Below are 25,623 nucleotides of genomic sequence, written 5' to 3'. Positions count from 1 at the left end.
TTCATTATTATTTTAGTTTAAAAAAATGGTGCAGGACTCTTATTTTTGCAAGATAAGATAACAAAGTGCCCATTTTAGGTGAATGGTGAAAAAAGTGTTCAATGAATCATTAAAAAAGGAGCACTTGGTACGTTGATTAGTTTTTGCGCATTAAACAATAGCTAGTTAAAACGAGTCCAGCGGTTAATAAGAGAGTTGTTTTAGGATTGTCTTTTGCTTTCTTTTTTAGCTCTTCGGCATGGTTATTGATATGGTAAAGAGCATGGTGTCCTTTTTGTTTCCATTTTTTCAGCATTTTAGAGATGCTACCAAAACGATCATTCTGAAGGGGCTGACGGTTGATAGTTATGAGCTCCTCTTTTAATTGTGCAATGCGTTTTTTGATTTTATCATTTTTACTGCAAGGGTTTTGAAAGATATACATGGTTTTACTCCTTCTTATTTTTAATGTCTTATAGCAAATATATAAGATGGAAATTGTCTGTGGAACTTGATATAACGGATCGAGAATTGAAAGGTTGCATTTTCTTTCTAAATCTCTGTTGCGTGTTGGTTTTTGATGTTTAAAAAGAGAGACTCTTGAAAGAATTTTCTCATGAATCCATTCTTTTTAATTGTGCTATGATGTGTATTACCATAAGGCTGGATAAGTTTAAGTTTTGAAAGTTTTAAAGAGCTGATGAATATAGCACATTATTTATCTAAACCTTTAGAGCGTCATCGCTCTGTTCCGGTTACGGTTGGTGATATTATGATTGGGGGCGGGAATCCAATTGTTATTCAGTCTATGACCAATACGGATACGGCTGATATTGATGCAACAGTTGCTCAAGTTGCTGCTCTTTGGCGCGCAGGATCCCAATTGGTTCGAATAACTGTTGATCGGAATGAAGCGGCAGCGGCTGTTCCTAAGATACGAGAGCGGTTGGAACGGTTGGGTATTTTTGTACCATTGGTAGGAGATTTTCATTATATTGGTCATACGCTTTTGGCTGATTATCCTGCATGTGCAGAAGCGCTTTCAAAATATCGCATTAATCCTGGCAATGTTGGTTTTGGCGCAAAAAAGGATAAGCAATTTATTCAAATTATTCAGATGGCATGCCATTATCGTAAACCTATACGGATTGGGGTGAATTGGGGGTCACTGGATCATGTGTTATTGACACGGCTTATGGATGAAAATGCTCGGCAGGAAAAGCCTTTGTCTGTTACTGAAGTTATTCGGGAAGCTGTCGTTCAATCGGCACTTCATTCAGCTCTTTTAGCTGAAGAAACTGGCTTAGGACGGGAGTATATTATACTCTCTGTTAAAATGAGTGGTGTACAAGATCTCATTGCTGTTTATACTATGTTGGCAAAACGGTGTAATTATGCTCTCCATCTTGGGTTGACAGAGGCGGGTATGGGGACAAAAGGAATTGTTGCTTCATCTGTGGCGTTAGGGATTTTATTGCAGCAAGGAATTGGTGATACAATTCGTGTTTCATTAACACCTGAGCCAGGCGGTGATCGAACGCGAGAAGTAAAGGTCTGTCAAGAACTTTTGCAAGTTATGGGATTTAGGCAGTTTGTTCCTGTGGTTGCTGCGTGTCCAGGATGTGGTCGGACAACGTCGACGTTTTTTCAACAATTAGCACAAAAGATCGAAGCAGATTTATGCAAAAATATGCCAATTTGGCGGAATAAATATCCTGGTGTTGAAGGTTTAAAAGTTGCTGTTATGGGGTGTATTGTTAATGGACCAGGGGAATCAAAGCATGCCGATATTGGAATCTCCTTACCTGGGGTGGGAGAAAATCCAGCAGCTCCTGTTTTTATTGATGGCAAAAAAGTAAGGACTTTGCGCGGTCCTCATATTGCCGAAGAATTTGAAACGATTTTAAAAGAGTATATTCATACCCGTTTTGGGACATAATGGATAAAAGAGGAATATATTGTTCTCTCTACTTTGTTCTCAATTGCTGAGATTTTAGAAGAATATATTGACGTGTATTTTTGGTATGGGTGATACAAAAGAATTATTTCATTCTATTTGCTTTTATTTTATTTATGATCCCAAAAGAATGGGAAGCGTTAATTTTTACGTGTTGCAATAAAGTGTGCTGCTTGTTTCAATGGGATTGCTTTAGCTCCAAAAGGAAGAAGAAATTCTTCTGCTTTTGTGATAAGTTCATCTCGTTTTTTTTTAACTTCGTCAAGGCTATAAAGATTGATAAGTGTTGCTTTGTTGGCTATTTGATCTTTCCCTGCAGTTTTTCCAAGAATTTTTGTATGAGAAGTAAGGTCAAGAAGGTCATCGGTCAATTGAAAAGCTAAGCCAATATGTGTCCCAAAGGAGGCTAGTTGATGCGTCAATGTTTTGGAGGCTCGACCCATAATAGCACCTGCTTGACAAGCAAAACGGATAAGAGCAGCTGTTTTCATTTGTTGTAAAGTGGTCGTTGCATTTTCATTGTGTGGTTTTTTTTCAGCTTCTAAATCGAGCAGTTGTCCACCGATCATACCGCCGAGACCTGCAGCCTGTGTAAGAGCTGTAATCAGTTCAATTTTCGTTTTTGGAGAAAAGGAACAGGTTTTGTGGGCAATGATTTCAAAAGCAAAAGTGAGGAGCGCATTCCCTGCTAAAATTGCAGTGGCTTCATCAAAAGCTATGTGAACAGTGGGTTGTCCACGTCGGAGTGTGTCGTTATCTAAAGCAGGAAGATCATCATGAATGAGTGAATAACAGTGAATACATTCCAATGCGACACCAATATCAAGAGAGTCTTCAGGAGGGATATCAAAAAGAGCCGCACTTTGAATCACCAAGAAAGGACGCAAGCGTTTGCCGCCATTCAAAACACCATGGCGCATGGCATTGATGAGCATTTCAGGCCGGATAATTTCATCATTTTGGGCTTTATGACTAAGAAGCATATCGAGGCGCTTCTCAACATTCTGCGCATGTTTTGCAAGAAGAGTCGTGAATTCATGCATCCTTTCTTCCTTTCTTCTTTGCAAAATGATAAGGTTCTTTTTATGATAAAAAAATGAAGAATAAAACGGTTATTTTCACACTCTTAAATTTTATAAAAAATAAAAAGAAAGAAAAAGATGGCGATGAGGCGAATGCGTTATTTGATCAGTTTTCTTGTGTTTTTATTTTTGTGTCCAATTATTTTGTTGTTGATTTATCGTTTCGATTTTGTTCACCCTGTTTCTACTTTAATGATACGCGATTGGGTGAGTGACAAAAAATATAAGCGTAAATGGGTTGCACTGCCTGATATTGCATTTTCAGTCCCCTCTGGAGTTATTATGTCCGAAGATGGGCGATTTTGTCATCATTCTGGTGTTGATTGGGCTATGTTGATTGATATCTTAAAAACGGATTCAAAGCCTTTACGAGGGGGATCAACAATCAACATGCAAATGATCAAAAATCTTTTCTTATGGCCTAATAGATCTTATATCCGCAAGGTTATAGAAATTCCTTATTCTGTTATGGCTGATGCTATTTTATCAAAAAAACGGATTATAGAAATTTATTTGAATATTGCAGAATGGGGACCTGGAATTTATGGAATAGAAGCTGCGGCTTTTTATTATTTTCAGAAATCTGCACGAAATTTGACTGTGCGACAGGCTGCTGCTCTTGTAGCGAGTTTACCCAATCCTTATTGGCGTAATCCATATCAACCAATCGATAATTTTATAGCTTTAACCCATCTTATTGAAAAACGAATTTATTTTTCACGTGCTTATACACACTGTCTTCATTAAAGAAGAGTGAGAATTGTTAGAAAAGAAAAATAAAAAAAATTATATAAAAGTCTGGTCAAAAGATTATAATCAATGTATAAAGCAGTGAGATTTAATTTTGTTGTTGACAGAAGTTGTCATTTTGAGCATTAGCGCTTCTGTGTTGATGAGTGTGGAGTGTCCTGTTATGGCTGTACCTAAACGAAAAACTTCTCCGTCTAAACGTGGTATGCGCCGTTCGGCTGATGCCCTTAAAGCACCAACTTATATCGAGGATAAAAGTTCCGGCGAATTGCGTCGTCCTCATCATATTGATTTGAAAACAGGTATATATCGTGGGCGTTTGGTTTTGCCTGCTAAAGAATAAGCTTTCTCTCAGTTACCAAATAAGTTTATTGTTTCTGTTGTATCCTAAGTTTAGTCAACAAAAAGCTTTTCCGCATTTCTTACAGTTAACTGCTTGTTCTTTTGACAAGGGAGGTTTTTTGTTGTCGTAGCGATTATATTTAATAAAAGTTCCAGCGTGTTGCGTCATCTTCATCATATTGATTTGAAAACAGGTATGTATCCGTAAATGTTGGTTTTGTTTGCTCAAGATCGATTGTCTATCAGATGACAATAATCAAGTTGATTGCAAATTCTGTAATTCGGATTAAATGAATAGGAAGCTTTTTCATAATTTATACAGTTCACTAGCTTTTATCATAAAGACTTTTATTGTGTTTACAATCTACTCTATAAAGCTATAGTCTCTCTTTTTTGAGAGACTACAGTGTGTATGTGCAGTTGATATATTAAAAAATCCTTCGGCTTACAATTGCAAAGGATAAAAGCTTAAGAAGCAGATCAAGGAATAATTAAAATTGACTTTTTACCAATTTATCTTGTTATAAGGCAAAATTTTTCAGGAGCTTACGCAGCGTAAACAGCATTATTTCCTTCATCAATCTCATTTTTAAATTCGCATTTCGATTTTTTATCTAGGTGTTTTTCTATTAAGTTTATCGCTTCTGTTTCGGTGAGATTATTGATAATAGCAATTTCACGGGCCATGCGATCGAGAGCAATAGCGTAGAGTTGACGTTCTGAATAAGATTGCTCAGGTTGTAGAGCTGAACGAAAGAGATCGCGAACGACTTCAGCAATAGAAATAATATCTCCTGAATTAATTTTAGTATCATATTCTTGAGCACGTCGTGACCACATAGTGCGTTTAATGCGTGCTTTTCCTTGAAGAATTTTAAAAGCACGATTCACAGAATCAACTGTAGATAATTTGCGCATTCCAGTAGAAAGAGCTTTTGCAACGGGCACTTTTACATCCATTTTATCTTTAGCAAAGTGGATTACAAAAAGTTTTAATTTATGCCCTGCAACTTCTTGTTCTTCAATCGCCATAATTTGACCTACTCCATGGGTAGGGTAAACGATATACTCAGAAGTTGAAAAATCTTCAGCACTGAAAGAGGTATTTCGCGGGGGTGCCATATTTTAGTTTACTCCCTTTACGGCCAATAATAATATTGGCAAACGAATTAAATGCTTTAAAGCTAAATATCTTTAGAGTTGAGCGTTGAAGCTAAGTACTTTAAGGCCAAAAAAATGCTTAGCAAAATAGTTATGTTAAGACTTTGTTAACATAAAAATTCAAAAGAATCAATCATTTCTCGTAAGAATTTTGTATACCCATACAATAGTTTAAACTTTTGGAAAGATCTTTTGTTCAGAAGATGAGGTATTATTCGCCATTTCCTGGATTTTCTGAAAAATATTTTTCTAGTTTATTGGGAATACCATCCATTTCTTTTGCTTGGGGAAGTGGATCTTTTTTGGTCATTAAATTAGGCCATTTCTTTGCATAACGGAGATTGAGTTCCAGCCATTTTTCGAGTCCTGGTTCAGTATCTGGTTTAATCGCTTCGGCTGGGCATTCTGGCTCGCAGACACCACAATCGATGCATTCATCAGGGTGAATAACAAGCATGTTTTCACCTTCATAAAAACAGTCAACAGGACAAACTTCAACGCAATCAGTATATTTGCACTGAATACAATTGTCAGTTACAACGTAGGTCAAGATCAAACTCCATTTTCTGTTTTAGTGATCTTTAAAAAGGGTTTATAAGCGTGCGTCTTTATCACGTTTAAGTTGATCACGCAGCACAGCCAATTTTGCAAAAGGTGAATTGGAATCATAACTTTGTGTTCGCGGTGATTTATTGTGTGAGGAAGCATTTTTCTTTTTATTATACTTATAAGAATGTTGAGCTTTTAAAGGTTTTTCTTGAGAAGCGTTATAGGGTGTATTGCTTCCTAGTGTAGAAGTTTTTTGGCTCTTCTCTTGCCATTTTTGTTTAGAGCTATTACGGTTTCGATCATGTTGCGTTTGTTGAAAATGATAATGCCATAATAAAATAGTTTTATTTTCTGTTTTATTTTGTATGTGTTTGGCAAAATCGCCAACGGGTTCAGCTTTTGGTAGACAATCTGTGGCACAAGGGCGCTGTTTAAGAGAAGAAACCGTTTTTATTTCGGCTTGGAGTGAGTTGGAGTGTTGTATTGTTTTCCAAAGATCACCTACACATTCTGCTTCAGGAAATAGTTTCCTTGTTTTTGAGGTATTATGCGCCAAATCTTGATGGACGAGATTTTGTGTAAGCACAGAATTATCATAACGATTCGACCGATAACCAAGTCCTTTAAGAATTTCCTCCATATCAGTCTCATTGGCTCCAAGAGTAGACATCATCGCTGGAGTAACAAAAAAACTTTTACCATCATAGGCACCATCTGGTTTTGGCTCTAATCCTGGTTTCCAATGGAATGCAGGGCGAATAAGATTGGCAAGACGTTCTAGAATATCAATACGTACAGCACGTTTTCCTAGAACTTGATAACCCGCTAAACGATAAAATGTGGAGTTATATGTTGGGTCCGCAACAAATGAAGTTCGTCCGTTGTTCAAAGCCGCCAATATTTCATTTAACCCTGTTTGATCACTGTCTTTATTTTGGAGACACCAAAGCAGTATGAGTGCTTGGATCGGTGCTGGTTTGAGCATTCCCATAACATAGATATTAAAAGTACCGAAGCGAATGCCGAGCTGTCGAAGATTTCCCCGTGCTTCTTGGTCAAGATTTTTAACCATTTTGGCAACACTACGACGGGGTAAAATGCCTAAAGAATCGAAAAGTTGTGAAGCAAGTTTAGCTGTTGAATCTGTCAAATGATTAGCATTGCGTAAATCTAAGAGCGGTTTTAAAATTGTTTCAAAATGAAAGATTACAAAACGCTCTAATCGTGCTATCACTTGGTCACGAGGTTCGCCTGTTAGTTGTGCATCTGCTAAGAGAAGAACTTTGGGCTTTAAAATATCTGTTGTTGCAATGAGTTGTCCGACAGGTTGACCAATCCAGCGAATAATTCCATCGGAACTGAGTGTAAAATCCCCATTAGCGGCAGCACAAAAACGTGTTGCACGTTTCGTAAAGGCAGCAATTAAACTTTCGTTATTGATACTGTTTTGTTCATCAGTTTCTTTATTTGTCTCTGTGTTGCCTTTATTGATATAAAAACGAAACCCCTCAAATCTACCACTTCCACTTTTTTCAATAAGAATATCATCCTTTTGAATAATTTCGCTCTCCATGATCATTTTCTTTCTCAAAGTTTTATGGGGTAAAAGGTTATTCTTAATAAGACCATTTTGCATTCTCTTTAGCATTTTAGCATGTTTATTATGCTTGCTTCAATGTGTTCTTATTGTCTTTTTATAGGTATTTTAATTTTCGATATTGTCTTATCAAGACACTATACAACTTTTAATTGTAAATATAGGCGCTAATGTTAAAATTTCTCTCTTATTTCACAATTAAAGTGAGTGATAAAAGACACTAATTTCTCTTTTATTTATCCTTTTTAATTTTTTTTCTTCATTTAATTACGTGGTGAAAGCAAGCATTTGCAGGCATTTGCTGTGTAAAAACCTATGCGTGAAGAAATAAGTTGTGTCGTCAAAATAAAAAAAACAATTGCGATTGTAAAAATACACGTTAAAGTAGTATTCGTAATAATAAACAACTTTAAAGTTTATTAGAGCAAATAATGATGTTGTTGTCAAAACAACTTAGAAAATAATTTTAATCGCAAGGGATTATTATGAGTAGTCATTCACATGTTGTGTATAAAAGCAGTAAAAATTATAATAATACTGACACAAGTTTGGGTCGCAATATGATGCGTTCTGCGAAGCAGGCGCCCTATCTTGAACGAAAAAAGGAGCATGATTTAGCACTGCGATGGAAAAATAAACGTGATGATAATGCTATGCACCAAATTGCAGCTGCTCATATGCGTTTGGTTATTTCAATTGCTAGCCGTTTTAAACGTTTTAAAATGCCCTTAGGTGATTTAGTTCAAGAAGGATATGTGGGACTCTTGGAAGCAGCTGCACGTTTTGATCCTGATCGTGGGGTACGTTTTTCCACCTATGCGACATGGTGGATAAGAGCTTCTATTCAAGATTATATTTTACGGAACTGGTCAATTGTTCGGGGAGGAACGAGTTCTTCGCAAAAAGCACTCTTTTTTAATCTTCGACGTTTGCGTGCTAAATTAGCGCAAGATGATAACACTTTGACCAAACAAGAAATTTTTCGTGCGATTTCTGAAAAACTTGGGGTTTCAGTGAATGATGTTGAAAAAATGGATTTCCGTTTTTCTGGGACGGATAATTCATTAAGTCTTTCTATTTCTGAGAACGGTGAAACTCCAATTGCTAAAATGGATTCTTTAATAGATGATCATCCTCTCCCCGATTCTGTGATTGAGCAAGCAATTGATGGGCAACGGCGGGCACAATGGCTTCATGAGGCTTTACAAATTCTCAATGAACGAGAACTCGAAATTATTCGTTTTCGCCGCTTAAATGAAGAGGGTACAACCTTAGAAGTGCTCGGTGAAAAATTGGGGATTTCAAAAGAACGTGTACGCCAAATTGAAGCGCGGGCTTTGCAAAAGCTTCGTTGTGCTTTGTTAACAGTGAATTCTGCAGAAGTTTATCAAGCATAGGGATAAGTATTGGATCATTCTTTGAAAAAAATCAAAATTATCATTGTGAAATGAGGAGGCAAAATATTCTTCTCCCTTCATTCAGAAATGATTTTAACATATGATCCTTCAAGGAGAGTTTGTGTTGGTGACAGTCCATTAATCAGCCGAAAGAGTTTTTCTTTGTGTGGTGTATCTTGCATTTTATCCGAAAGGCTTAAAATTGTATCTTTCTGTTCAACACGGACAATATGAATCTTTAAAGGGGGTAATTTCTTCAGCTCTTGAGGGGAAAGGGTGTGAAAACTTTCGGTTGTATTTTTTGCGATAGCTTCAAAATTTTTGGAATGATGAGGGGCAGCTGTTAGAAAGCGGAAAACACGATTTTTGATGGGAATAACAACTATATCAAATTGCCATTGTTCATTAGTCGCATAGGCATGGGCTGCAGGTAAGCCTTGAATTGTTATGGGTTGAACAGAGGTTTCATCAAGTCCAGAAACCCAACCGCTTTTCAAGTAATCGCTTGCAGATATGTTTGTCGGAAAAGGGATGGCATCAAAACGAATAGCAATTTTATCTGGGCCACTTGCAATGAAAGCTTGAGAAGAATTGTTGATGATAAAATTAGTTGGGATGGAGAAAGTTACACCCCATTTTGGATGGACAAATTTATTCTCTCGTATGTATCCTTTCTCAGGGTTATCTCCGAAAATCATGTTATCAAGGCTCTTAAGAAAGGTATCGCGATCAGTGTTTTTAGTCTTAGGATCAGATGCGCTTATTTGATGTGCTTTATTAATAGCTAGGCGAATTCGTTGTGGGGTTGTAGGATGGTGGGATAAAAAGTCTAATGAATCATTCGTCGTTCCGGAGATGTTGCGAAAAGCTTTATAAGCTTCCATGGATTGCAAAAAGCGTGGAAACGCAAATGCATCGTATCCAGCATGATGGAGCATTTCAATTCCAATGGCATCAGCTTCAAGTTCTTGATTCTTTGAAAATTGAGCTAGAGTTTGTTGCGTGTTGACAGTGTTGTGCAATTTCATGTTAGAGGATAATTCAACATGTGAGGATGTGCTATTCGTGTATTTCAATTCTACTTTTTTTTGTAGGCGCAAGATACCATGATTAGCCGTAATATGCGCTATTTCATGTGCTAAAACAGCTGCAACTTCTGAAGAGTCATTAGCAAGTGCCAGCATTCCACGGGTTACATAAATATAACCACCAGGTAACGCAAATGCATTCACATGGGCTGAGTTTAAAATTGTAACGTGATAGGTTTGATTGGGGTTGTGTGAAATGGCAACGAGTTTTCCTATAATTTTTGCTAACATACGCTCAAGTTTTGGATTATTATATTCCTGACCATAAGTTTTTAAAATGCGGGGGTGTTGTGTAGCACCCAATGTGGCATAAACATCATTGTTGTTGGAATGAGCTGTTTTTATAGGAAAGTCTGAAGGATGTAAGCGATTATTCCGTTTAAATTCTGTTTGGCATGCGACAAGAAAAAGGGAGAAGCTTACAAGAAATGTTCTATAAATTGCGCGGTAAGGAAAGAAATTTTTTGGAAAAAATCTGAATCCTTGAATCATTGCTTTTTTCATTTTTTATTATTTCAGCTTTCAGATTTTGTTTGTACTTTATATTTAAGAATTTTTATAAGGATTCTTGAGATGTTTTCATGACTATAATCTATAGCAGTAATATATTAAAGGATGTTTTATACAAGGCGTAATATGGCATGAAAACATTTACAATATTATTAAATGGGGACATTTGCGTTACGCAACGTTTGCGTGATCAAATTCGTAATAGTTGCATCATTGCTGCTGATGGTGGAATACGTCATGCTGAAGCACTATGTGTTGTCCCCGAATTGTGGTTAGGGGATTTTGATTCTTCTGAGCAGGATTTATTGCAGAAATATAACCATATTGCACAGGAATTTTTTCCTTCTGATAAAGATGCAACTGATAGTGCATTGGCTTGTGAGCGCGCTTTACAGGAAGGCGCTCAACGACTTATTTTATGTGGTGCTTTTGGAGGAGAAAGAAGTGATCATACTTTATCTCATATGACTCAAGCAGTAGCAATGGCAGAGAAAGGCATTTCAGTGTTATTGACCAGTGGTTTTGAAGAAGGATGGCCAATCATACCAAACTCTTTTTCTTGTGATTTGCCGAATGGATGCTTGTTTAGTATTATTGGATTTTCTGATTTACAAGGTTTAACAATGTCGGGGGTTAAATGGCCATTGTTAGACAAAAATGTACCTTTTGGATCTTCTTTAACACTCTCTAACCGTATTTGTGGAACTTTTTGTTGTCATTTGTATTCTGGTAAAGCTATATTATTAGCATCTATACCTGCCTCATAGAGTCTTTTTGTCTGTGTAAGACAAGTAATTTATATGTATAAGGTAAGTAAAAAGACAGGAGCAGGAAAAGTAAGGGGACTGATATAATAGTATAACGTGATTTTAGACTTTAAAGTAGAAAAAGAAAGGGTTTAATATGTTAAAACCAGTTTTTACAATGGCAGTTATTGCAGCTGTTGGGTTGAGTTCAACAGCATGTACAATGTCTGAACGAAAAATTACAGAATATGGTGTTGGAGGTGCTGCATTGGGCGCTTTAGCTGGTGCAGCGCTTGATGGTGGGAAACTTGGCGCAGTAACGACAGGTGCAGCCGTTGGTGCTATTGCAGGAACCGTAACAGGTGTTGCTGCAGTTCAAAGAAAAAATCAAAAGAAAATGGCACAACAGCAAGTGATTCAACAGTCTGGCTTATGCACTTATCGTGATGGAAAAGGGTATGTGTATAGAGCACCTTGTGCTCATCAGACACCACATCAGATACCACAATTGTGCACTTATACTGATCAAAGAGGACAACGTTATCAGGCTCCTTGCCATTAATAATGTGAATGGCTATTCCACTTCTGCGGCTTGATCGTATTTTCTTAACCTTTGGAGGGCATCCTTTACTCGATCAGGTGAGTTTATCAGTTGGTCAAGGTGAGCGTATAGCTCTTGTGGGTCGTAATGGGTGTGGAAAATCGACGCTTTTAAAAATTGCTGCTGGATTATTAGAGCCGAGTGGAGGCGAGGTTTTTCGCCACCCTCTGGCGACGCTCCATTATGTGTCGCAAAACCCTGATTTTTCAGGATTTGATGATGTTAATGCTTATATACAAGCTGGTTTAAATGAGACTCACGATAAGCAGTGGGTCAACACTCTTTTGAGGAATTTTGGTTTTTCGGGTACAGAAAAAGGAGGAACCCTTTCTGGAGGAGAAAAACGTCGTCTTTCATTATTACAAGCAATTGCAGTGCAACCGGATATTTTGTTGTTGGATGAACCAACCAATCATCTTGATTTACCAACGATCGAATGGTTAGAGGGTATGTTATGTTCTTTACGGTCAGCGATTGTGGTTATTTCGCACGATCGGAGGTTTTTAGAAACGGTGACGCGTTCAACAGTTTGGATTGATAGGGGCACAGCTAAAAGGGTTGAAAAGCCTTTTTCTGAATTTGAAAGGTGGCGTGATAAAGTGCTCGAGGAGGAAGCGCGTGATCAGCATAAATTGAACCGCCAGATTGAACGAGAAGAACAATGGTTGCGTTATGGAGTTACTGCACGACGTAAGCGCAATGTACGGCGGTTAGGAGCGTTAAAAGAATTGCGTCAGCGTTCTCAGACCTATAAAGGACCTCTTGGAAATGCCTCATTTGAGGCGTCTAAAAGTCAAGAATCTGGGCAACTTGTGTTGGAAGCGAGGAAGATTTCAAAATCTTATGGGGATCGCATTCTCGTTAAGGATTTTTCATGGCGTCTTCAACGGGGGGATAGGGTAGGCTTGGTTGGCCGAAATGGTATTGGAAAAACGACATTGCTTTCTGTTTTGATAGGGCAGGAGCCTGCGGATCATGGAATCATAAAGCGGGGATATAATTTATCGATGGCCTTGCTTGATCAACAGCGTACTGTCAATGAAGAAGAAACATTAGCGCAGTATTTAACGGGAGGCAGAGGCGATACTCTTTTGATTAATGGGCAAGAGAAACACGTTGTTTCTTATATGAAAGATTTTTTATTTTTACCAGAACAAGCACGCACGCCGTTGAAGGAGCTGTCAGGCGGTGAAAGAGCGCGTTTAATGTTGGCACGTCTTTTGTCCCAACCTGCAAATTTTTTGATTTTAGATGAGCCTACCAATGATCTTGATATGGAAACGCTTGATCTTTTACAAGAATTTATTGCTGATTTTCCTGGAACAGTTTTGTTGGTAAGTCATGATAGAGATTTTTTAGATCGAACTGTATCTCATATCTTAGCGCCTCAAGGGGATGGTCACTGGATTTTATATGCTGGGGGCTATAGTGATATGGAGGTGCAAATAAAAAAAGCTGCGCTTCCTTTGCGTAAAGAGTCGCAAAAATTAACAACTCTGGAGCAGAAAAAACAAACATCATTACGTACAAAAACAGCACCCCGTAAATTATCCTATAAGCAAACATATACTTTGGAAAAATTACCGGAACAGATTACTGCTTTGCAGAATGAAATCAAGAAAATTGAAGATTCTCTTTCTGATCCAGCGCTTTATTGTTGTGATAAAAATCGTTTTGAAGATTTATCCATAGCACTGGAAGAGAAGAAAAAACTCTGTGCGCAAAAAGAAGAAGAATGGTTAGAACTTGAGCTTTTACGTGAAGAAATAGAACAAAAATGTCTCACTGATTAAGTCATCCCCAAGGCGTCTTTATAAAGTTGGATTACTGCTTCTTCTTCAATTCGTTGGTGATCTTCTTTTTTGCGGAGTCGTATGATGCTGCGGACTGCTTTACTGTCAAAACCAGATCCTTTAAGCTCCGTATACACATCTTTGATGTCATCAGAAATTGTTTTTTTTTCTTCTTCTAACCGTTCAATCCGTTCGATAAAACTACGTAGTTGATTAACGGATATAGCTTGTGTGGTATCAATCACATCGCTCATCGTATTCTCTCCGAATATATACATTGTTTATTGGACTGTTGATAATAAACCCTTATTGGGGATGCCTTAAGAAGGGGTAGAGAGTCAAGCTCTACATTTTTTTTTAATCTATTGACTTTAATTTTTTGTATAAACGAGTTTTCTACACTGAGATAAAGAGATCAAGAAGTAAAAAAGAGATAGAAAGAAATATATAGAGTGCTATAATTTTGAAAAAAAAGAAAAAATGGATATTTTATTTTCAATATTTGCCTTGTGAAAGTGAACTTATGGATTTTAAAACGAAGATAAGGAGCAAGGACTGTGCTAAAAGAGCTTAGAGTTTTGTTCTTCAATATTCTTTTTTTCTTCTCTGCTTTTGAGTGTGCAAAAGCTGATTTTCGGGTTTGTAATACAACGCAAGAGTCTGTCGGTATTGCTATTGGTTATCGTACAGTTTCAAACTGGGTTACGGAAGGTTGGTGGATTGTTCCAACAACAGAGTGTAAAACTTTGATCGATGGCCCCCTTGCATCACGATTTTATTATTTATATTTCGAAAACACGCGAAAAAAAGGGAGTGGGGTAGGGAAAGTTATGATGTGTGTCCAAGATAGTCAATTTACAATTGAAGGTATTCATAATTGTTTTGTAAGAGGGTTTCAAAGAGCTGAGTTTGAAGAAATTGATACCGGTGATCAAACCAATTGGATGGTGCAGCTGACCGATAAGCCTGTATCGCACGATTCAAGTGTACTCAAACCCACCCCTATATCTAACGCTTCACCATCTAAGGCGGCTACATCTGTGCCCCTGTTTGTCCCTTCTGCTGAGCCTCTTTCTTTACCTGTATCTATTCCTGTTCCTACACTTGCACCTTCAAAACCATCATCTTCATCATAAAACATAGTGTTGCATAAAGTGGCGATCGCTCTTTTTTTTGCTGATATTTTGATCAGTGTTCATGAATGACAAACTTTTTAAAGCTACGATAAAAAGCTTAATTCTTAAATATGGAAGAGTGTTAAAGGAAATAAAGTCTTTTCTCTTGGTTGAGAGGAGGCTCACTGGGTCCTTTGTTTATGTGTTAGTACGGTCGTTTAAGAATCCAGATAAGCATATATTTTGTTTTATTCCTGTAGAGAAGATTCCTCTTTATTGTCTTTGAGTAATTGATGGGTGATCTTTTCAATTCTTTTCGTTGTTTCTGTTATAATTTTATCCATCATTAAGTCTTTTTTCTTATTTTCTTCGAGAAGAGCTTTATAACTTTCTTGTAATTTTTTATTTTCTCGTTTTATTTCTTCCATTTCATCTATGATCATAATACCGGCCATAAGGGAAAGACGCTGATCACCAATTTCCCCAAAGTTTTTTTTAAGATGTGCAATATATTGATCCAATTTAGCTGCGAGCTGAATGAGATATTCTTCTTGCCCTGCATCGCAGGCCATACGGTAAGTTTTGCCATCAATCGTGACAGAAACGGTTTCCATTTTTTTAAACCTTTATCGATCAACTACAACACGAATTGTTTCCATAACTTTAATCAGACGTTTAGAAACGTCCTTGTTGACTATGGTCAATCGTTCCGTCTGCGCTTCGGATTTATCAATTTCTTGAGCAAGACGACTACGATCCGCATTCATTCGTTGAATTTCTTCTTCCCATTCGTTGCTTTTATCAATAATAGTATTGTGATTGATAACAGCAACTTCTAAATTTCTGAGTGCTTTTTCCAATTGTTCTAGAGCTTGTGGTAAAATAACAGTCTCTTGATTCATAATGAGTGCATTCCTTAACAGTCATTTATGCAAAAACGAATCACTTATATTCTTTTTGCATCTTTTTCATTTTTAAAGATATAGGTTATTTTAGCAAGCAAAGCAGAAGATTGATGTGAATTAAAAACTGGATTATTTGACATTATAGGCAGAAGTGTGGTGTGCATAAGGATGATGATAAGGAAGGATGTTATTTTGGTTGATATGAGGTATAGGTGTAAAGTATGCGCGTATTTTAAGAATTAACCGGCATAAGAACGGCGTAAAGAATGATTAAGATAAAAGTAAATTTTACAAAAAAGTGGTCTATTATTTATGACAAATAACGAACAACAAAATCAAATGGCCCACGCCATTCGTTTTCTTGCTATTGATGCAATTGAAGCTGCTCATTCTGGTCATCCCGGTTTACCAATGGGGGCTGCGGATATTGTTACTGTTCTTTACACAAAATTTTTAGCCTATGATCCCAAAAATCCGCATTGGCCTAACCGCGATCGCTTTGTTTTATCTGCAGGGCATGGGTCAATGTTGCTGTACGCTCTCTTGTATCTTTCTGGTTACGAGGATGTCTCTTGTGAGGATTTGCGCAATTTTCGCCAAATAGGATCTAAGCTTGCTGGTCATCCAGAATATGGACATGTCGCTGGGGTTGAAACAACAACTGGTCCTCTCGGTCAGGGGCTTGCGAATGCTGTTGGAATGGCATTGGGAGAACGCTTGCTCAATGCACGTTTTGGGGAGTTAATTTGCCATTATACTTATGCTCTTGTAGGAGATGGGTGTTTAATGGAAGGGATTTCTCAAGAAGCGATAACCTTAGCAGGACATTTAAAACTCAATAAGCTGATTGTGTTTTGGGATGATAACGATATTTCGATCGATGGGGCTATTTCATTAACCGATAGTACAGATCAAATAGCGCGTTTTAAAGCATCTGGCTGGAATACTATCAAAGTGAATGGGCACAACCAAGCTGCTTTAACGCGGGCTATTGAAGCGGCACAAGCTTCTTGTAAACCAACGTTAATTGCTTGTAAAACAACGATTGGTTTTGGAGCGCCTAATAAAGGTGGAACGAATAAGGTTCATGGCTCTCCTTTAGGAGCAGAAGAAATTGATGCAACCCGTAAAGCTTTGGGATGGAAAGAAGAACCCTTCGTTGTTCCGGCTGATATTCTTGATGGCTGGCGTTTGGCTGGTTTGAATGCTGCAAAAAAACGAAAAAAATGGGAAGAGAAATTTCTTGCTTTATCTGTTGCAGAGCGGGTTGAATTTGAGAGGTTGATGCGTGGTGATCTAATCGGAAATTTTGAAAATGTTGTTGATGCTTATAAACAAAAATTGGTTGTTGATCGCCCTGCTGTTGCGACCCGTAAGGCCTCTGAAATGGTGCTCGAAGCTATCAATGAGGTTGTTGAGGAAACAATTGGTGGTTCTGCTGATCTTACCGGATCTAATAATACCAAAACAAGTCAGATGAAGGCTATCTCTGCAGAGGATTTTTCAGGACGCTATCTCCATTATGGAATTCGTGAACATGCTATGGGTGCAATGATGAATGGTCTTGCACTTTATGGTGGTTTTATTCCTTATGGTGGGACCTTTTTATGTTTTTCAGACTATATGCGTCCTGCAATGCGTTTATCGTCTCTTATGGGATTACGGGTTATTTATGTCATGACCCATGATTCAATCGGTTTGGGTGAGGATGGTCCTACTCATCAGCCAGTAGAACATTTAGCAACATTACGTGCGCTGCCAAATCATTTTGTTTTCCGGCCAGCGGATGCTGTTGAAACACTCGAATGTTGGCAATTGGCCTTAAAGGCAAGAAAAACACCTTCTACTTTGGCTTTAAGTCGGCAAAATTTACCTCTTGTCCGTCAAGAATATACAAAAGAAAATCTCTGTATGTTCGGGGCATATGAATTATTAACAGCCAGTGATGATGCTCAAGTTACACTCTTTGCTTCTGGTTCAGAGGTACATATTGTTGTCAAAGCGCACTCTGTTTTAGAAGAAAGTGGGATTCCAACACGGGTGGTTTCTGTTCCTTGCTTTGAATTATTTGCACAACAATCTGCAGCGTATCAAAAGGCACTCATTGGTGATGCTCCAATTAAAATTGCTGTTGAAGCAGCTATTCAACAAGGGTGGGAGCGCTTTATTGGCTGTGATGGAGTCTTTGTTGGAATGGAGGGGTTTGGAGTTAGTGGGCCAGGTGATGCCCTCTATGGGCATTTTGGCATTACCTGTGAGGCTGTGGTGGCAATTGTTAAAGAAAAACTTGAAGAGATTAATAAGGAAGTAATGATATGAGTGTTCGCGTTGCAATTAATGGATTTGGACGGATTGGACGTAATATTTTACGGGCTATCGTTGAAAAAAAACGCCAAGATATTCAGATTGTGGCGCTTAATGATTTAGGATCGGTGGAAGCAAATGCTCACTTATTACGCTACGATTCCATTCATGGGCGTTTTCCTGCTCCTGTGAAGGTGGTGGGGGATAGTTTGGATGTTGGATGTGGTGCGATTAAAGTGATCGCTGAACGTGATCCGGCACAATTACCATGGAAGTCTTTAGATATTGATATTGTTCTCGAATGTACGGGGCGTTTTACAGCGCGTGATAAGGCGTGTCTTCATTTAGATGCAGGGGCAAAGCGTGTTTTGGTTTCTGCACCTTCTGAAGGGGCTGATTTAACCGTAGTATACGGAGTCAATCATCAGGCATTGAGCAAAGAGCATCGTGTTGTTTCGAATGCTTCTTGTACAACGAATTGCTTGGCTCCCGTTGCACAAGTGCTTCATCAAGCAATTGGAATCGAAAAAGGGTTTATGACAACGATTCATTCCTATACCGGTGATCAGCCTGTTTTAGATACAATGCATAAAGATCTTTATCGTTCGCGTGCTGCAGCTCTTTCTATGATTCCCACATCAACAGGAGCTGCTAAAGCAGTGGGATTAGTTTTACCAGAACTAAATGGTTTGTTAGATGGTGTGTCACTGCGGGTTCCAACACCCAATGTTTCTGTTGTGGATTTAACGTTTACTGCTAAGCGTTCTACGACTGTTGAAGAAATTAATGCGGCTATTCGGATGGCTGCTGAAGGATCTCTAAAAGGAATTTTGGATTATACAGAGGAAAAACTTGTGAGTAGTGACTTTAATCATGATCCACATTCAGCAATTTTTCAGAATGATCAAACCAAAGTGATTGATGGAACATTGTGTCGCGTTTTGGTTTGGTACGACAATGAGTGGGGTTTTTCAAATCGGATGAGTGATACGGCTGTTGCTTTTGCCAAAACATTGTGAAAGAAGGATTTTTGATCCTTGTTGTCGCATAAAAAAGAGGGTGTTTTGAAAAAAATCTGATGTTTTTGAGGAGCATCAAAAAATATTTTATCGCAAGAAAAATGGTGAAGGAGTGCTATGAAGGCTTTGAATATATAAAGAACTGATGAACAGTGAGCTAAAAGTGCACGCCAAAGGAAAGAAGAGTGTTTTCAAGGATAAAGAAGAAGAGAAAATAGTTATGGAATTTCAGACACTCGATGATGTTGATGTAACAGGAAAACGCGTGCTGGTGCGGGTGGATTTTAATGTTCCTATATTGGATGGGAAAGTGTGTGATGCAACTCGGATTGAAGGCCATAAAGACACCCTTGTTGAACTTCAAAAGCGCGGGGCTAAGGTTATTATATTGTCTCATTGTGGTCGTCCCAAAGGACAAGTTGTTCCAGAATTGACCGTGCGTTCTGTCGTTGAGGTGCTCGAAAAAATCATAGATCAGCCGGTTTTATTTGCAAGTGATTGTATAGGGGAGGTCGCTCAAAAAGCGGTCAATACAGTACAAGAGGGGCAAATTCTTTTGCTTGAAAATGTGCGGTTTTATCCGGGAGAAGAAAAGAATGATCCTTCTTTTGCTCAAGCTTTAGCGCACAATGGGGACCTTTATGTGAATGACGCTTTTTCTGTTTCTCATCGTGCACATGCTTCAGTAGAAGGGATTACACATCTCTTACCTTCTTACGCAGGGAGGGCGTTGCAGAAAGAATTGCGGGCATTAGAAAAGGGTTTGGATCGTCCGATGCACCCAGTGGTAGCGGTTGTTGGAGGGGCTAAGGTTTCTAGTAAGCTTTTTGTTCTTAATCATTTGGTTGAAAAGGTTGATTATTTGGTTATTGGCGGTGGTATGGCCAATAGTTTTCTAGCAGCACAAGGTGTTTCTGTTGGTCAATCATTGTGTGAAAAAACGCTGATGACAACAATAAAAGAAATCATTGAGAAAGCACAGAAAAATCACTGTAAACTCCTTTTACCTTTGGATGTCATTGTTGGATTTCATTTCGAAAAAGAAACACCGCATCAGTGTTATGCTCTTGAGGATATTCCTGAAGAAGGAATGATCTTGGATATTGGTCCTCGTTCTATTGCACATATTCAAGCAGCAATTGATAAGGCAAAAACGCTTGTCTGGAATGGTCCGCTTGGTGTTTTTGAAATGTCTCCCTTCGATCAGGGAACGGTGACAGTTGCACGGTATGTTGCAGAACGCAGTCAGCAGGGACAATTGGTATCCATTGCTGGAGGAGGAGATACAGTTTTTGCGTTAAATCACGCAGGTGTTGCCAATGATTTTACCTATCTTTCAACAGCAGGTGGGGCGTTTTTAGAATGGATGGAAGGGAAAGGTCTTCCTGGAATTCTCGCTCTTCAGCATGTATGAAGGGAAAAGTATCCGATGACTTCAGCAAATGGGCTGATCGGTTATTGATTTTATAGCGTGGAAAAAAGAGGAGCTTGATTATGAATGAGCGTCTTGAAGATATTGCAGTTTCTTTGGTTCGTCCGGGAAAAGGCATTTTAGCAGCCGATGAAAGTACAGCAACGATTGGAAAACGATTCCAAACCATTGGTGTCGAATCTACCGAAGAAAATCGTCGGGCTTATCGTGAAATGTTGTTTTCAGCAAAAGAAGCAATGGAAATGGCTATTTCTGGTGTGATTTTATTTGATGAAACAATTCGTCAAAAAGCGTCAACAGGGCAAATGTTAACAGATCTCATTCGTCATACTGGTGCTGTGCCAGGCATTAAAGTTGATACAGGGGCTAAGCCTTTGTCTGCTTTTCCTCAGGAAACAATTACAGAAGGATTGGATGGTCTGCGTGAGCGATTGAAGGATTATTATGCTTTGGGTGCGCGTTTTGCTAAGTGGCGTGCGGTGATTGCAATTGATGAACATTCTTTGCCAACAAGGGGTGCAATCAATCAAAATGCTCAAGCTTTGGCACGCTATGCTGCTTTGTGTCAGGAAGTTGGACTCGTGCCAATTGTGGAGCCTGAAGTTTTAATGGATGGTCCGTCGCGTCAGCATTCAATTGCTCGCTGTTTTGAAGTAACACAAATAGTTTTAAAAAGAGTCTTTGAAGAATTATTTCAAGCACGTGTTCTTTTGGAAGGCATGATTTTAAAACCTAATATGGTCATTGATGGCAAGGATGCACGCAAGGCTTCCGTTGATGAAGTCGCTGAAAAGACAGTTCGTGTTCTGAAACAAACTGTTCCTGCTGCTGTTCCAGGAATTGCTTTCCTTTCTGGAGGGCAATCCGATGAAGAAGCAACAGCGCATTTGTCTGCTATGAATAGTTTTGGTTTATTGCCTTGGAAATTGACTTTTTCTTATGGACGTGCGCTACAAGCTGCAGCTTTGAAAGCATGGGGTGGAAAAGCCGAACAAAGTGCTGCGGCACAAAAGGCTTTTTATCATCGCGCGCGCATGAACCATTTGGCGGCTTTAGGACAGTGGACAAAAGAGCAAGAACAGTCTTGTTTATAAATTAAAAATAAATAAAAGATAAAAATAGATTTTAGATTTTCTTTAGCCTCTATCCGTTATGATGAAATAATAGACAGGGGTTTTAGGTGCATAAAGCTGTATTTTTTTTCTTTTCTTCAAGAAATATATGCCTTAGCAAATAACCTGATTTATGGTTTGAGCAGTATTGATCGGGGGAATTTGTCTGACCGAAATAGCACTGATACAATCCGTTGCGTATAAAGAGAAGACTGCAGACCGTAAAGGTAGTTTTGAGAGTTTAAAAGGCAATAGTCTCTTTATTTGTTTTTTATCGTTTTTATTGCATATTGAGGAGAGGAGACCATGCTGGGTCAGAGGCATCATTTGGGGTGGGCAAGAGGCGTTCATTGCGTCCGGTAATATCAATTGTGTAAATTTTTGAGCCTTCTCCTGGATTTTGACGAAAGAACATTAGTACTCGGCCATTGGGTGCCCATGTAGGACCTTCATTATGGAAACCTGTTGTTAAAATACGCTCGCCTTTTCCATCAGGATGCATCACACCAATGGAAAATTGACCCTGAAATTGTTTTGTGAACGCAATATAATCCCCACGCGGAGACCAAATAGGCGTGGAATAGCTTCCTTCATTCGAAGAAATACGTTGGAGATCACTGCCATCTATGTTCATCGTATAAATTTGCTGTTTTCCATTTCGATCAGAGGCAAAAACAATTTTAGTGCCATCTGGTGAATAAGAGGCTGATGTATCAATAGCTTGAGTTGCGGTTAAACGGGTCATTTTCCGTGTGCGTAAATCCATCGTATATAAATTAGCACTTCCATCGTTTTGTAACAAACTCATAATAACTTTTTGTCCATTCGGAGAAAAGCGGGGAGCAATGGTCATGTTATCAAAGCTTCCGATCAATTCTCTTTGTCCTACTTCCATTTGCTGGAGATAAACATGAGGTGTTTTGTTTTTCCCATAAGCCATATAAGTGATTTCTTGTCGCTTAGGAGAGAAACGTGGCGTAAGGACAAGTTCACTGCCATCGGAAAGATAGATTAAATTTGCTCCATCTTGATCCATAATCGCTAAACGTTTGATACGCGCATTCTGTGGTCCTGTTTCATCAATAAAGACAATGCGGGTATCAAAATAGCCCTTTTCACCTGTCATTTGACTATAAATTTCATCTGCAATCATATGGGCAACACGGCGCCAGCGTTCCGTTGCTGTATAAAAGCGTTGTCCTTTGATTTGTCGCTTCCCTGCAACATCCCATAAACGGAAATCAACTTTAAGCCGTCCATCTGTTTCTCTATAAATTTTTCCTGTAACTAACCCTTGAGCGTTTATTTTTTTCCAATCAGGAAAGTTTGGTTGTTGATCGGGATTAGGTGTTGTTTCAGGAAAAGAAGATTTCTGCAGGGGGAAAAAAAGTCCTGATCTTTCTAGATCTGCTGCAACGACAGCTGCAATTTTAATGCCTAATGAGTCGTGAGAAACAAAATCTGCGACGGCAATGGGAATGGGGTTAAAATCAGCCTTTGCAATTGTGCCTTTCAGCTGTGCATATGAAGATGAAAAACCGGAAAACCATAAATATACACTGAAAAAAAACAAGGAAGAAATTATACGTTTTATCACAGTCATGTGGTCTTCATCCTTTCTTTATATAAAAACTGTTGTTTTATGGTGCTGTTTCTTGAAAAGGATCAACATTAAAATCAAAACCTTGTCCCCATAAATTATATTGATCACGGGGAAGATTTTCATAGGGTTGGCACGAAAAAACAGCAGCATAAACTTGTTGTGTCATGATAGCAAGCTGACTTTCTTCACCTTTGAGGGGATCAATCTTTGGTTCGCCTATCACATTTCCATTATTATTTAAATAAAATTGTAAACGCACAACAGGGCGATTGTTCAACCTCCCTCCGATAGCAACAAGTTTGAGCTTTTGTTGAATACAGGTGCCTACAATATTAACAAGTGTTTGTGCTTTTTTTTCGGAATCACCAATATTTTTTTGCGCACCTAAAGCTTCTGGTTTGTTGGAACGTTTTGCACCTCCCCCTTGGGTTTTTGTACGATTGATAAGCTGTGTTTTTTCCATTGCTAAAATGTCTTCAATTGTTTGTTCTCCTTTAGGAGGAGATTTTTGTACCTTTTGAAGATGAGAAGGATCAACCGGCTTTTCCTTTGGTTTAAACGATGGAATAGGAATAGTATCTGGAAGCGTCATTGTTGGTGTTGATTCATGAGGGCTTTCCTCAGTAAGTTCTTCTAGTATTTTCTGAAGAGGATCTTCGGGCTTTGTTTGTTCTAAAGCTGTTGGAGGAACTGTTTGGTCCGTTGATTCCGGTTTTTGTGGCGGTGTTTTCATTTCATTCTTTGTCAGTTCTGGTCCTGGGTGGAGTAAGGTTTCTGTTGTTGTCAAATTTTGCGTTTTTAGGGATGTTTCAGGGATATCCGATGCATCTTGTTGTCCAAAAGAAGAAGGTGTTGCATCCATAGATTGCACTTTTTCTTTTGGCTGAAAGGGCGCTTGAAGATCCATCGTTCCTTCACCAAAATGATGCGCATCTTCTTTTTCTTGTGGTTGTTTCGTTGGTTTGCGAGCAGAGTCTTCAAGCGGGGGAGCGTTTGATGAGCCCTCTTGAACAGAAAGCTCTTGGTCAAGAGAAGATAAAGTAATCGGAGCGATTTCTAAGGGATGTTGCATGAAAGGAGAAGAGGGAGTGAAGTGTATTATTCCCCAGCTGAAAAGAATGAAATGCAGTGCAAATGATAAAGTTAAACTTTTCTTCATGCCGTGATGAGAGCCTTGTTCCATTTGTATGCCTTGCTGTTTTGTTTTTTACTCTTGCACGGAGTTTTGAGATAGATAATGCAATAGTTTATAGAGAATTTTATTGTCCTAAACTGGCCAAAGCAACCTGCGAAAAACCTGCTTTTTGAATATGTGCTAAAAGTTGCAAAACTTGTTGATATTCAACAGTTTTGGCGGCACGGACAAAAATACGTTTGTTCTTCTGCGTAGGATCCTCGGCTAATAGGCCTTTGAGATGAGCAATCAAAGCTTCTTTTGTATCGTAGTAGTTTTGATTGATAGCTAAACGCCCTTCGGCATCAAGCGAAACCGTTAAGGGTGTGCTTTCCATTTGTACGGGCCCTGCTTGGCTGTGGGGGAGATCAAGAGGAACACCGTTTACCAAAAGAGGAGCGGATACCATAAAAATAATCAGCAAAACGAGAATAACATCGACAAAAGGTGTAACGTTAATTTCGCTCATTAAAGAAGTGCGTGAACGGCGCCGTCTACGTGTCGTTTTGTGAGCGGAAGAAGCAACAGATAATCCCATAGCACACCTCTTTATAAGGATGAATTGTTGGATGTTGTTTCATCAATTCGCCGTGACAAAATTGTCGAAAATTCATCAGCAAAATTTTCTATTTTTGCTATAATCTGTCCACTTTCACTTATCAATTTGTTGTAAGCAATTACAGCGGGAATGGCTGCAAACAAACCAATCGCAGTGGCTAAAAGTGCTTCTGCAATGCCTGGAGCTACAATTGCTAGCGATGTATTTTGAGAGGCAGAAATAGAAAGAAATGAATTCATAATTCCAACAACGGTTCCAAATAAACCAATGAAAGGACCTGCAGATCCAAGAGTTGCTAAAAAGCCTAATCGTGATTCTATTTTTACACTTTCACGGCCTAAGGTTAGATCCATTGCTTTATCAATTCTAGATTGGAGGCTTAAAGGTGTGGGCAATCCTTTTGAGAGTGACTTTTTCCATTCCGTCATTGCAGCAAGAAAAACAATTGACATACTGTTATTTCGTTGGCTTTTATAGGTGGTGTAAAGGTCGTCTAAAGATTTTCCTGACCAAAAATTTCGCTCAAAATGATGGATATCTCGCCGTATTCGGCGATAAGAAACGATCTTATCAAAAATAATAGCCCAGCTCCATATAGAGGCAAAGATTAACCCAATCATAACAGCCTTTACAATCCAATTGGCTTGCATAAATAGGCTTAATATTCCTATTGTCTCTGGACTTGCAAATTCTACTTGTTCCATGATCTTTTAACCTCTTCAATGAAAGATTCATTTCTTTACAGTCCATTACAGCATATTGTTTTATAGTTTCTAAATTTGACAAAACAAAGTTGCGTTTTTTTAGCAAAAATGTCTAAAAAGTTTCTTTATTTTCTTCCAAGAGCA

Annotated in this window: 24 protein-coding genes and 1 pseudogene; 12 read left to right on the top strand and 13 right to left on the bottom strand. The window is 38.5% G+C overall.

The features are described 5' to 3' along the window. Positions 1-136 precede the first annotated feature (136 nt). Positions 137-424 carry a hypothetical protein gene (locus B11cv2_RS05995; RefSeq protein ID WP_100693736.1) on the bottom strand — a complete coding sequence of 96 codons (288 nt, stop codon included), beginning with the start codon at positions 422-424 and terminating at the stop codon, positions 137-139. Between the two features lie 255 nt (positions 425-679). Here B11cv2_RS05995 and ispG point away from each other — a divergent pair, with 255 nt between their 5' ends. Next, positions 680-1,918: a flavodoxin-dependent (E)-4-hydroxy-3-methylbut-2-enyl-diphosphate synthase gene (ispG, locus tag B11cv2_RS05990; RefSeq protein ID WP_100693735.1), complete on the top strand. Its 1,239-nt coding sequence runs from the start codon at positions 680-682 to the stop codon at positions 1,916-1,918. 158 nt (positions 1,919-2,076) lie between these two features. Here ispG and B11cv2_RS05985 read toward each other — a convergent pair whose 3' ends face one another. Next, on the bottom strand, positions 2,077-2,979 hold the full coding sequence (locus B11cv2_RS05985) for a polyprenyl synthetase family protein (RefSeq protein ID WP_100693734.1): 903 nt from the start codon (positions 2,977-2,979) through the stop codon (positions 2,077-2,079). Positions 2,980-3,096: 117 nt separating this feature from the next. Between B11cv2_RS05985 and mtgA the strand changes: the two genes are divergently transcribed. Together mtgA and rpmF are read left to right on the top strand one after the other, a co-directional pair. Continuing rightward, positions 3,097-3,765 carry a monofunctional biosynthetic peptidoglycan transglycosylase gene (gene mtgA, locus B11cv2_RS05980; protein ID WP_100693733.1) on the top strand — a complete coding sequence of 223 codons (669 nt, stop codon included), beginning with the start codon at positions 3,097-3,099 and terminating at the stop codon, positions 3,763-3,765. Positions 3,766-3,931: 166 nt separating this feature from the next. Next, positions 3,932-4,111: a 50S ribosomal protein L32 gene (rpmF, locus tag B11cv2_RS05975; RefSeq protein ID WP_100693732.1), complete on the top strand. Its 180-nt coding sequence runs from the start codon at positions 3,932-3,934 to the stop codon at positions 4,109-4,111. Positions 4,112-4,656: 545 nt separating this feature from the next. Here the strand turns inward: rpmF and B11cv2_RS05970 are convergent. From B11cv2_RS05970 to B11cv2_RS05960, 3 genes are all read right to left on the bottom strand, one after another. Continuing rightward, positions 4,657-5,232 carry a CarD family transcriptional regulator gene (locus B11cv2_RS05970; protein WP_100693731.1) on the bottom strand — a complete coding sequence of 192 codons (576 nt, stop codon included), beginning with the start codon at positions 5,230-5,232 and terminating at the stop codon, positions 4,657-4,659. A 250-nt stretch (positions 5,233-5,482) separates the two neighbouring features. Beyond that, positions 5,483-5,821 carry a ferredoxin FdxA gene (gene fdxA / locus B11cv2_RS05965; protein ID WP_100693730.1) on the bottom strand — a complete coding sequence of 113 codons (339 nt, stop codon included), beginning with the start codon at positions 5,819-5,821 and terminating at the stop codon, positions 5,483-5,485. Positions 5,822-5,863: 42 nt separating this feature from the next. Then, positions 5,864-7,456: a hypothetical protein gene (locus B11cv2_RS05960; RefSeq protein ID WP_245406969.1), complete on the bottom strand. Its 1,593-nt coding sequence runs from the start codon at positions 7,454-7,456 to the stop codon at positions 5,864-5,866. Between the two features lie 446 nt (positions 7,457-7,902). On the opposite strand from B11cv2_RS05960, the gene B11cv2_RS05955 reads away from it, so the two are divergent. Beyond that, positions 7,903-8,814: an RNA polymerase factor sigma-32 gene (locus B11cv2_RS05955; RefSeq protein ID WP_100693729.1), complete on the top strand. Its 912-nt coding sequence runs from the start codon at positions 7,903-7,905 to the stop codon at positions 8,812-8,814. A gap of 77 nt (positions 8,815-8,891) precedes the next feature. Here B11cv2_RS05955 and B11cv2_RS05950 read toward each other — a convergent pair whose 3' ends face one another. Next, positions 8,892-10,394, bottom strand: coding sequence for a M48 family metalloprotease (locus B11cv2_RS05950; RefSeq protein ID WP_100693728.1), 1,503 nt, complete (start codon positions 10,392-10,394; stop codon positions 8,892-8,894). Positions 10,395-10,543: 149 nt separating this feature from the next. Here B11cv2_RS05950 and B11cv2_RS05945 point away from each other — a divergent pair, with 149 nt between their 5' ends. The 3 genes from B11cv2_RS05945 (at position 10,544) to B11cv2_RS05935 (ending at position 13,552) form a co-directional block, all read left to right on the top strand. Next, positions 10,544-11,179, top strand: coding sequence for a thiamine diphosphokinase (locus B11cv2_RS05945; protein ID WP_100693727.1), 636 nt, complete (start codon positions 10,544-10,546; stop codon positions 11,177-11,179). 136 nt (positions 11,180-11,315) lie between these two features. After that, positions 11,316-11,720, top strand: coding sequence for a hypothetical protein (locus B11cv2_RS05940; protein ID WP_100693726.1), 405 nt, complete (start codon positions 11,316-11,318; stop codon positions 11,718-11,720). Positions 11,721-11,728: 8 nt separating this feature from the next. After that, complete coding sequence (locus B11cv2_RS05935) at positions 11,729-13,552, top strand: ABC-F family ATP-binding cassette domain-containing protein (protein WP_100693725.1); 1,824 nt, start codon at positions 11,729-11,731, stop codon at positions 13,550-13,552. Here the strand turns inward: B11cv2_RS05935 and B11cv2_RS05930 are convergent. Next, positions 13,549-13,806, bottom strand: a complete 258-nt coding sequence (locus tag B11cv2_RS05930) for a DUF2312 domain-containing protein (protein WP_035006538.1) — start codon at positions 13,804-13,806, stop codon at positions 13,549-13,551. The genes B11cv2_RS05935 and B11cv2_RS05930 overlap by 4 nt on opposite strands. Positions 13,807-14,109: 303 nt before the next feature. Here B11cv2_RS05930 and B11cv2_RS05925 point away from each other — a divergent pair. After that, positions 14,110-14,574 (top strand): annotated as a pseudogene (locus B11cv2_RS05925) (DUF1036 domain-containing protein); the annotation flags it as partial. Between the two features lie 341 nt (positions 14,575-14,915). Here B11cv2_RS05925 and B11cv2_RS05920 read toward each other — a convergent pair. Both B11cv2_RS05920 and B11cv2_RS05915 read right to left on the bottom strand, forming a co-directional pair. Then, entirely contained in the window at positions 14,916-15,281 is a 366-nt protein-coding gene (locus tag B11cv2_RS05920) for a cell division protein ZapA (RefSeq protein WP_100693723.1), read from the bottom strand. Between the two features lie 12 nt (positions 15,282-15,293). Continuing rightward, positions 15,294-15,569: a DUF4164 domain-containing protein gene (locus B11cv2_RS05915; protein WP_100693722.1), complete on the bottom strand. Its 276-nt coding sequence runs from the start codon at positions 15,567-15,569 to the stop codon at positions 15,294-15,296. Positions 15,570-15,884: 315 nt separating this feature from the next. Between B11cv2_RS05915 and tkt the strand changes: the two genes are divergently transcribed. The 4 genes from tkt (at position 15,885) to B11cv2_RS05895 (ending at position 21,421) form a co-directional block, all read left to right on the top strand. After that, complete coding sequence (tkt, locus tag B11cv2_RS05910; RefSeq protein WP_100693721.1) at positions 15,885-17,891, top strand: transketolase; 2,007 nt, start codon at positions 15,885-15,887, stop codon at positions 17,889-17,891. Next, positions 17,888-18,895, top strand: coding sequence for a type I glyceraldehyde-3-phosphate dehydrogenase (gene gap / locus B11cv2_RS05905; protein WP_100693720.1), 1,008 nt, complete (start codon positions 17,888-17,890; stop codon positions 18,893-18,895). The genes tkt and gap overlap by 4 nt, the downstream gene beginning before the upstream one ends. A gap of 220 nt (positions 18,896-19,115) precedes the next feature. Further along, positions 19,116-20,309: a phosphoglycerate kinase gene (pgk, locus tag B11cv2_RS05900; RefSeq protein WP_100693980.1), complete on the top strand. Its 1,194-nt coding sequence runs from the start codon at positions 19,116-19,118 to the stop codon at positions 20,307-20,309. Positions 20,310-20,389: 80 nt separating this feature from the next. Next, positions 20,390-21,421, top strand: coding sequence for a class I fructose-bisphosphate aldolase (locus tag B11cv2_RS05895; RefSeq protein ID WP_100693719.1), 1,032 nt, complete (start codon positions 20,390-20,392; stop codon positions 21,419-21,421). A 298-nt stretch (positions 21,422-21,719) separates the two neighbouring features. Here the strand turns inward: B11cv2_RS05895 and tolB are convergent, their stop codons facing one another. From tolB to tolQ, 4 genes are all read right to left on the bottom strand, one after another. Beyond that, positions 21,720-23,042: a Tol-Pal system beta propeller repeat protein TolB gene (tolB, locus tag B11cv2_RS05890; RefSeq protein WP_100693718.1), complete on the bottom strand. Its 1,323-nt coding sequence runs from the start codon at positions 23,040-23,042 to the stop codon at positions 21,720-21,722. Between the two features lie 37 nt (positions 23,043-23,079). Next, positions 23,080-24,225 carry a cell envelope biogenesis protein TolA gene (locus tag B11cv2_RS05885; protein WP_100693717.1) on the bottom strand — a complete coding sequence of 382 codons (1,146 nt, stop codon included), beginning with the start codon at positions 24,223-24,225 and terminating at the stop codon, positions 23,080-23,082. 76 nt (positions 24,226-24,301) lie between these two features. Beyond that, positions 24,302-24,754, bottom strand: coding sequence for a protein TolR (gene tolR, locus B11cv2_RS05880; protein WP_100693716.1), 453 nt, complete (start codon positions 24,752-24,754; stop codon positions 24,302-24,304). 11 nt (positions 24,755-24,765) lie between these two features. Beyond that, entirely contained in the window at positions 24,766-25,479 is a 714-nt protein-coding gene (gene tolQ / locus B11cv2_RS05875) for a protein TolQ (RefSeq protein WP_100693715.1), read from the bottom strand. Positions 25,480-25,623 lie beyond the last annotated feature (144 nt).

The organism is Bartonella sp. 1-1C (assembly GCF_002810325.1).
GTDB classification, from domain to species: domain Bacteria; phylum Pseudomonadota; class Alphaproteobacteria; order Rhizobiales; family Rhizobiaceae; genus Bartonella; species Bartonella rochalimae.
The sequence above is the reverse complement of the archived record's forward strand: the minus strand, read 5'-3'. Positions and strand labels throughout refer to the sequence as shown.

Bases quoted from the DNA above. Each gene is read 5' to 3' on its own strand.
- B11cv2_RS05995 (WP_100693736.1), bottom strand. From the start codon at position 424: ATGTATATCTTTCAAAACCCTTGCAGTAAAAATGATAAAATCAAAAAA.
- ispG (WP_100693735.1), top strand. From the start codon at position 680: ATGAATATAGCACATTATTTATCTAAACCTTTAGAGCGTCATCGCTCT.
- B11cv2_RS05985 (WP_100693734.1), bottom strand. From the start codon at position 2,979: ATGCATGAATTCACGACTCTTCTTGCAAAACATGCGCAGAATGTTGAG.
- mtgA (WP_100693733.1), top strand. From the start codon at position 3,097: ATGGCGATGAGGCGAATGCGTTATTTGATCAGTTTTCTTGTGTTTTTA.
- rpmF (WP_100693732.1), top strand. From the start codon at position 3,932: ATGGCTGTACCTAAACGAAAAACTTCTCCGTCTAAACGTGGTATGCGC.
- B11cv2_RS05970 (WP_100693731.1), bottom strand. From the start codon at position 5,232: ATGGCACCCCCGCGAAATACCTCTTTCAGTGCTGAAGATTTTTCAACT.
- B11cv2_RS05960 (WP_245406969.1), bottom strand. From the start codon at position 7,456: ATGCAAAATGGTCTTATTAAGAATAACCTTTTACCCCATAAAACTTTG.
- B11cv2_RS05955 (WP_100693729.1), top strand. From the start codon at position 7,903: ATGAGTAGTCATTCACATGTTGTGTATAAAAGCAGTAAAAATTATAAT.
- B11cv2_RS05950 (WP_100693728.1), bottom strand. From the start codon at position 10,394: ATGATTCAAGGATTCAGATTTTTTCCAAAAAATTTCTTTCCTTACCGC.
- B11cv2_RS05945 (WP_100693727.1), top strand. From the start codon at position 10,544: ATGAAAACATTTACAATATTATTAAATGGGGACATTTGCGTTACGCAA.
- B11cv2_RS05940 (WP_100693726.1), top strand. From the start codon at position 11,316: ATGTTAAAACCAGTTTTTACAATGGCAGTTATTGCAGCTGTTGGGTTG.
- B11cv2_RS05935 (WP_100693725.1), top strand. From the start codon at position 11,729: ATGGCTATTCCACTTCTGCGGCTTGATCGTATTTTCTTAACCTTTGGA.
- B11cv2_RS05930 (WP_035006538.1), bottom strand. From the start codon at position 13,806: ATGAGCGATGTGATTGATACCACACAAGCTATATCCGTTAATCAACTA.
- B11cv2_RS05920 (WP_100693723.1), bottom strand. From the start codon at position 15,281: ATGGAAACCGTTTCTGTCACGATTGATGGCAAAACTTACCGTATGGCC.
- B11cv2_RS05915 (WP_100693722.1), bottom strand. From the start codon at position 15,569: ATGAATCAAGAGACTGTTATTTTACCACAAGCTCTAGAACAATTGGAA.
- tkt (WP_100693721.1), top strand. From the start codon at position 15,885: ATGACAAATAACGAACAACAAAATCAAATGGCCCACGCCATTCGTTTT.
- gap (WP_100693720.1), top strand. From the start codon at position 17,888: ATGAGTGTTCGCGTTGCAATTAATGGATTTGGACGGATTGGACGTAAT.
- pgk (WP_100693980.1), top strand. From the start codon at position 19,116: ATGGAATTTCAGACACTCGATGATGTTGATGTAACAGGAAAACGCGTG.
- B11cv2_RS05895 (WP_100693719.1), top strand. From the start codon at position 20,390: ATGAATGAGCGTCTTGAAGATATTGCAGTTTCTTTGGTTCGTCCGGGA.
- tolB (WP_100693718.1), bottom strand. From the start codon at position 23,042: ATGACTGTGATAAAACGTATAATTTCTTCCTTGTTTTTTTTCAGTGTA.
- B11cv2_RS05885 (WP_100693717.1), bottom strand. From the start codon at position 24,225: ATGGAACAAGGCTCTCATCACGGCATGAAGAAAAGTTTAACTTTATCA.
- tolR (WP_100693716.1), bottom strand. From the start codon at position 24,754: ATGGGATTATCTGTTGCTTCTTCCGCTCACAAAACGACACGTAGACGG.
- tolQ (WP_100693715.1), bottom strand. From the start codon at position 25,479: ATGGAACAAGTAGAATTTGCAAGTCCAGAGACAATAGGAATATTAAGC.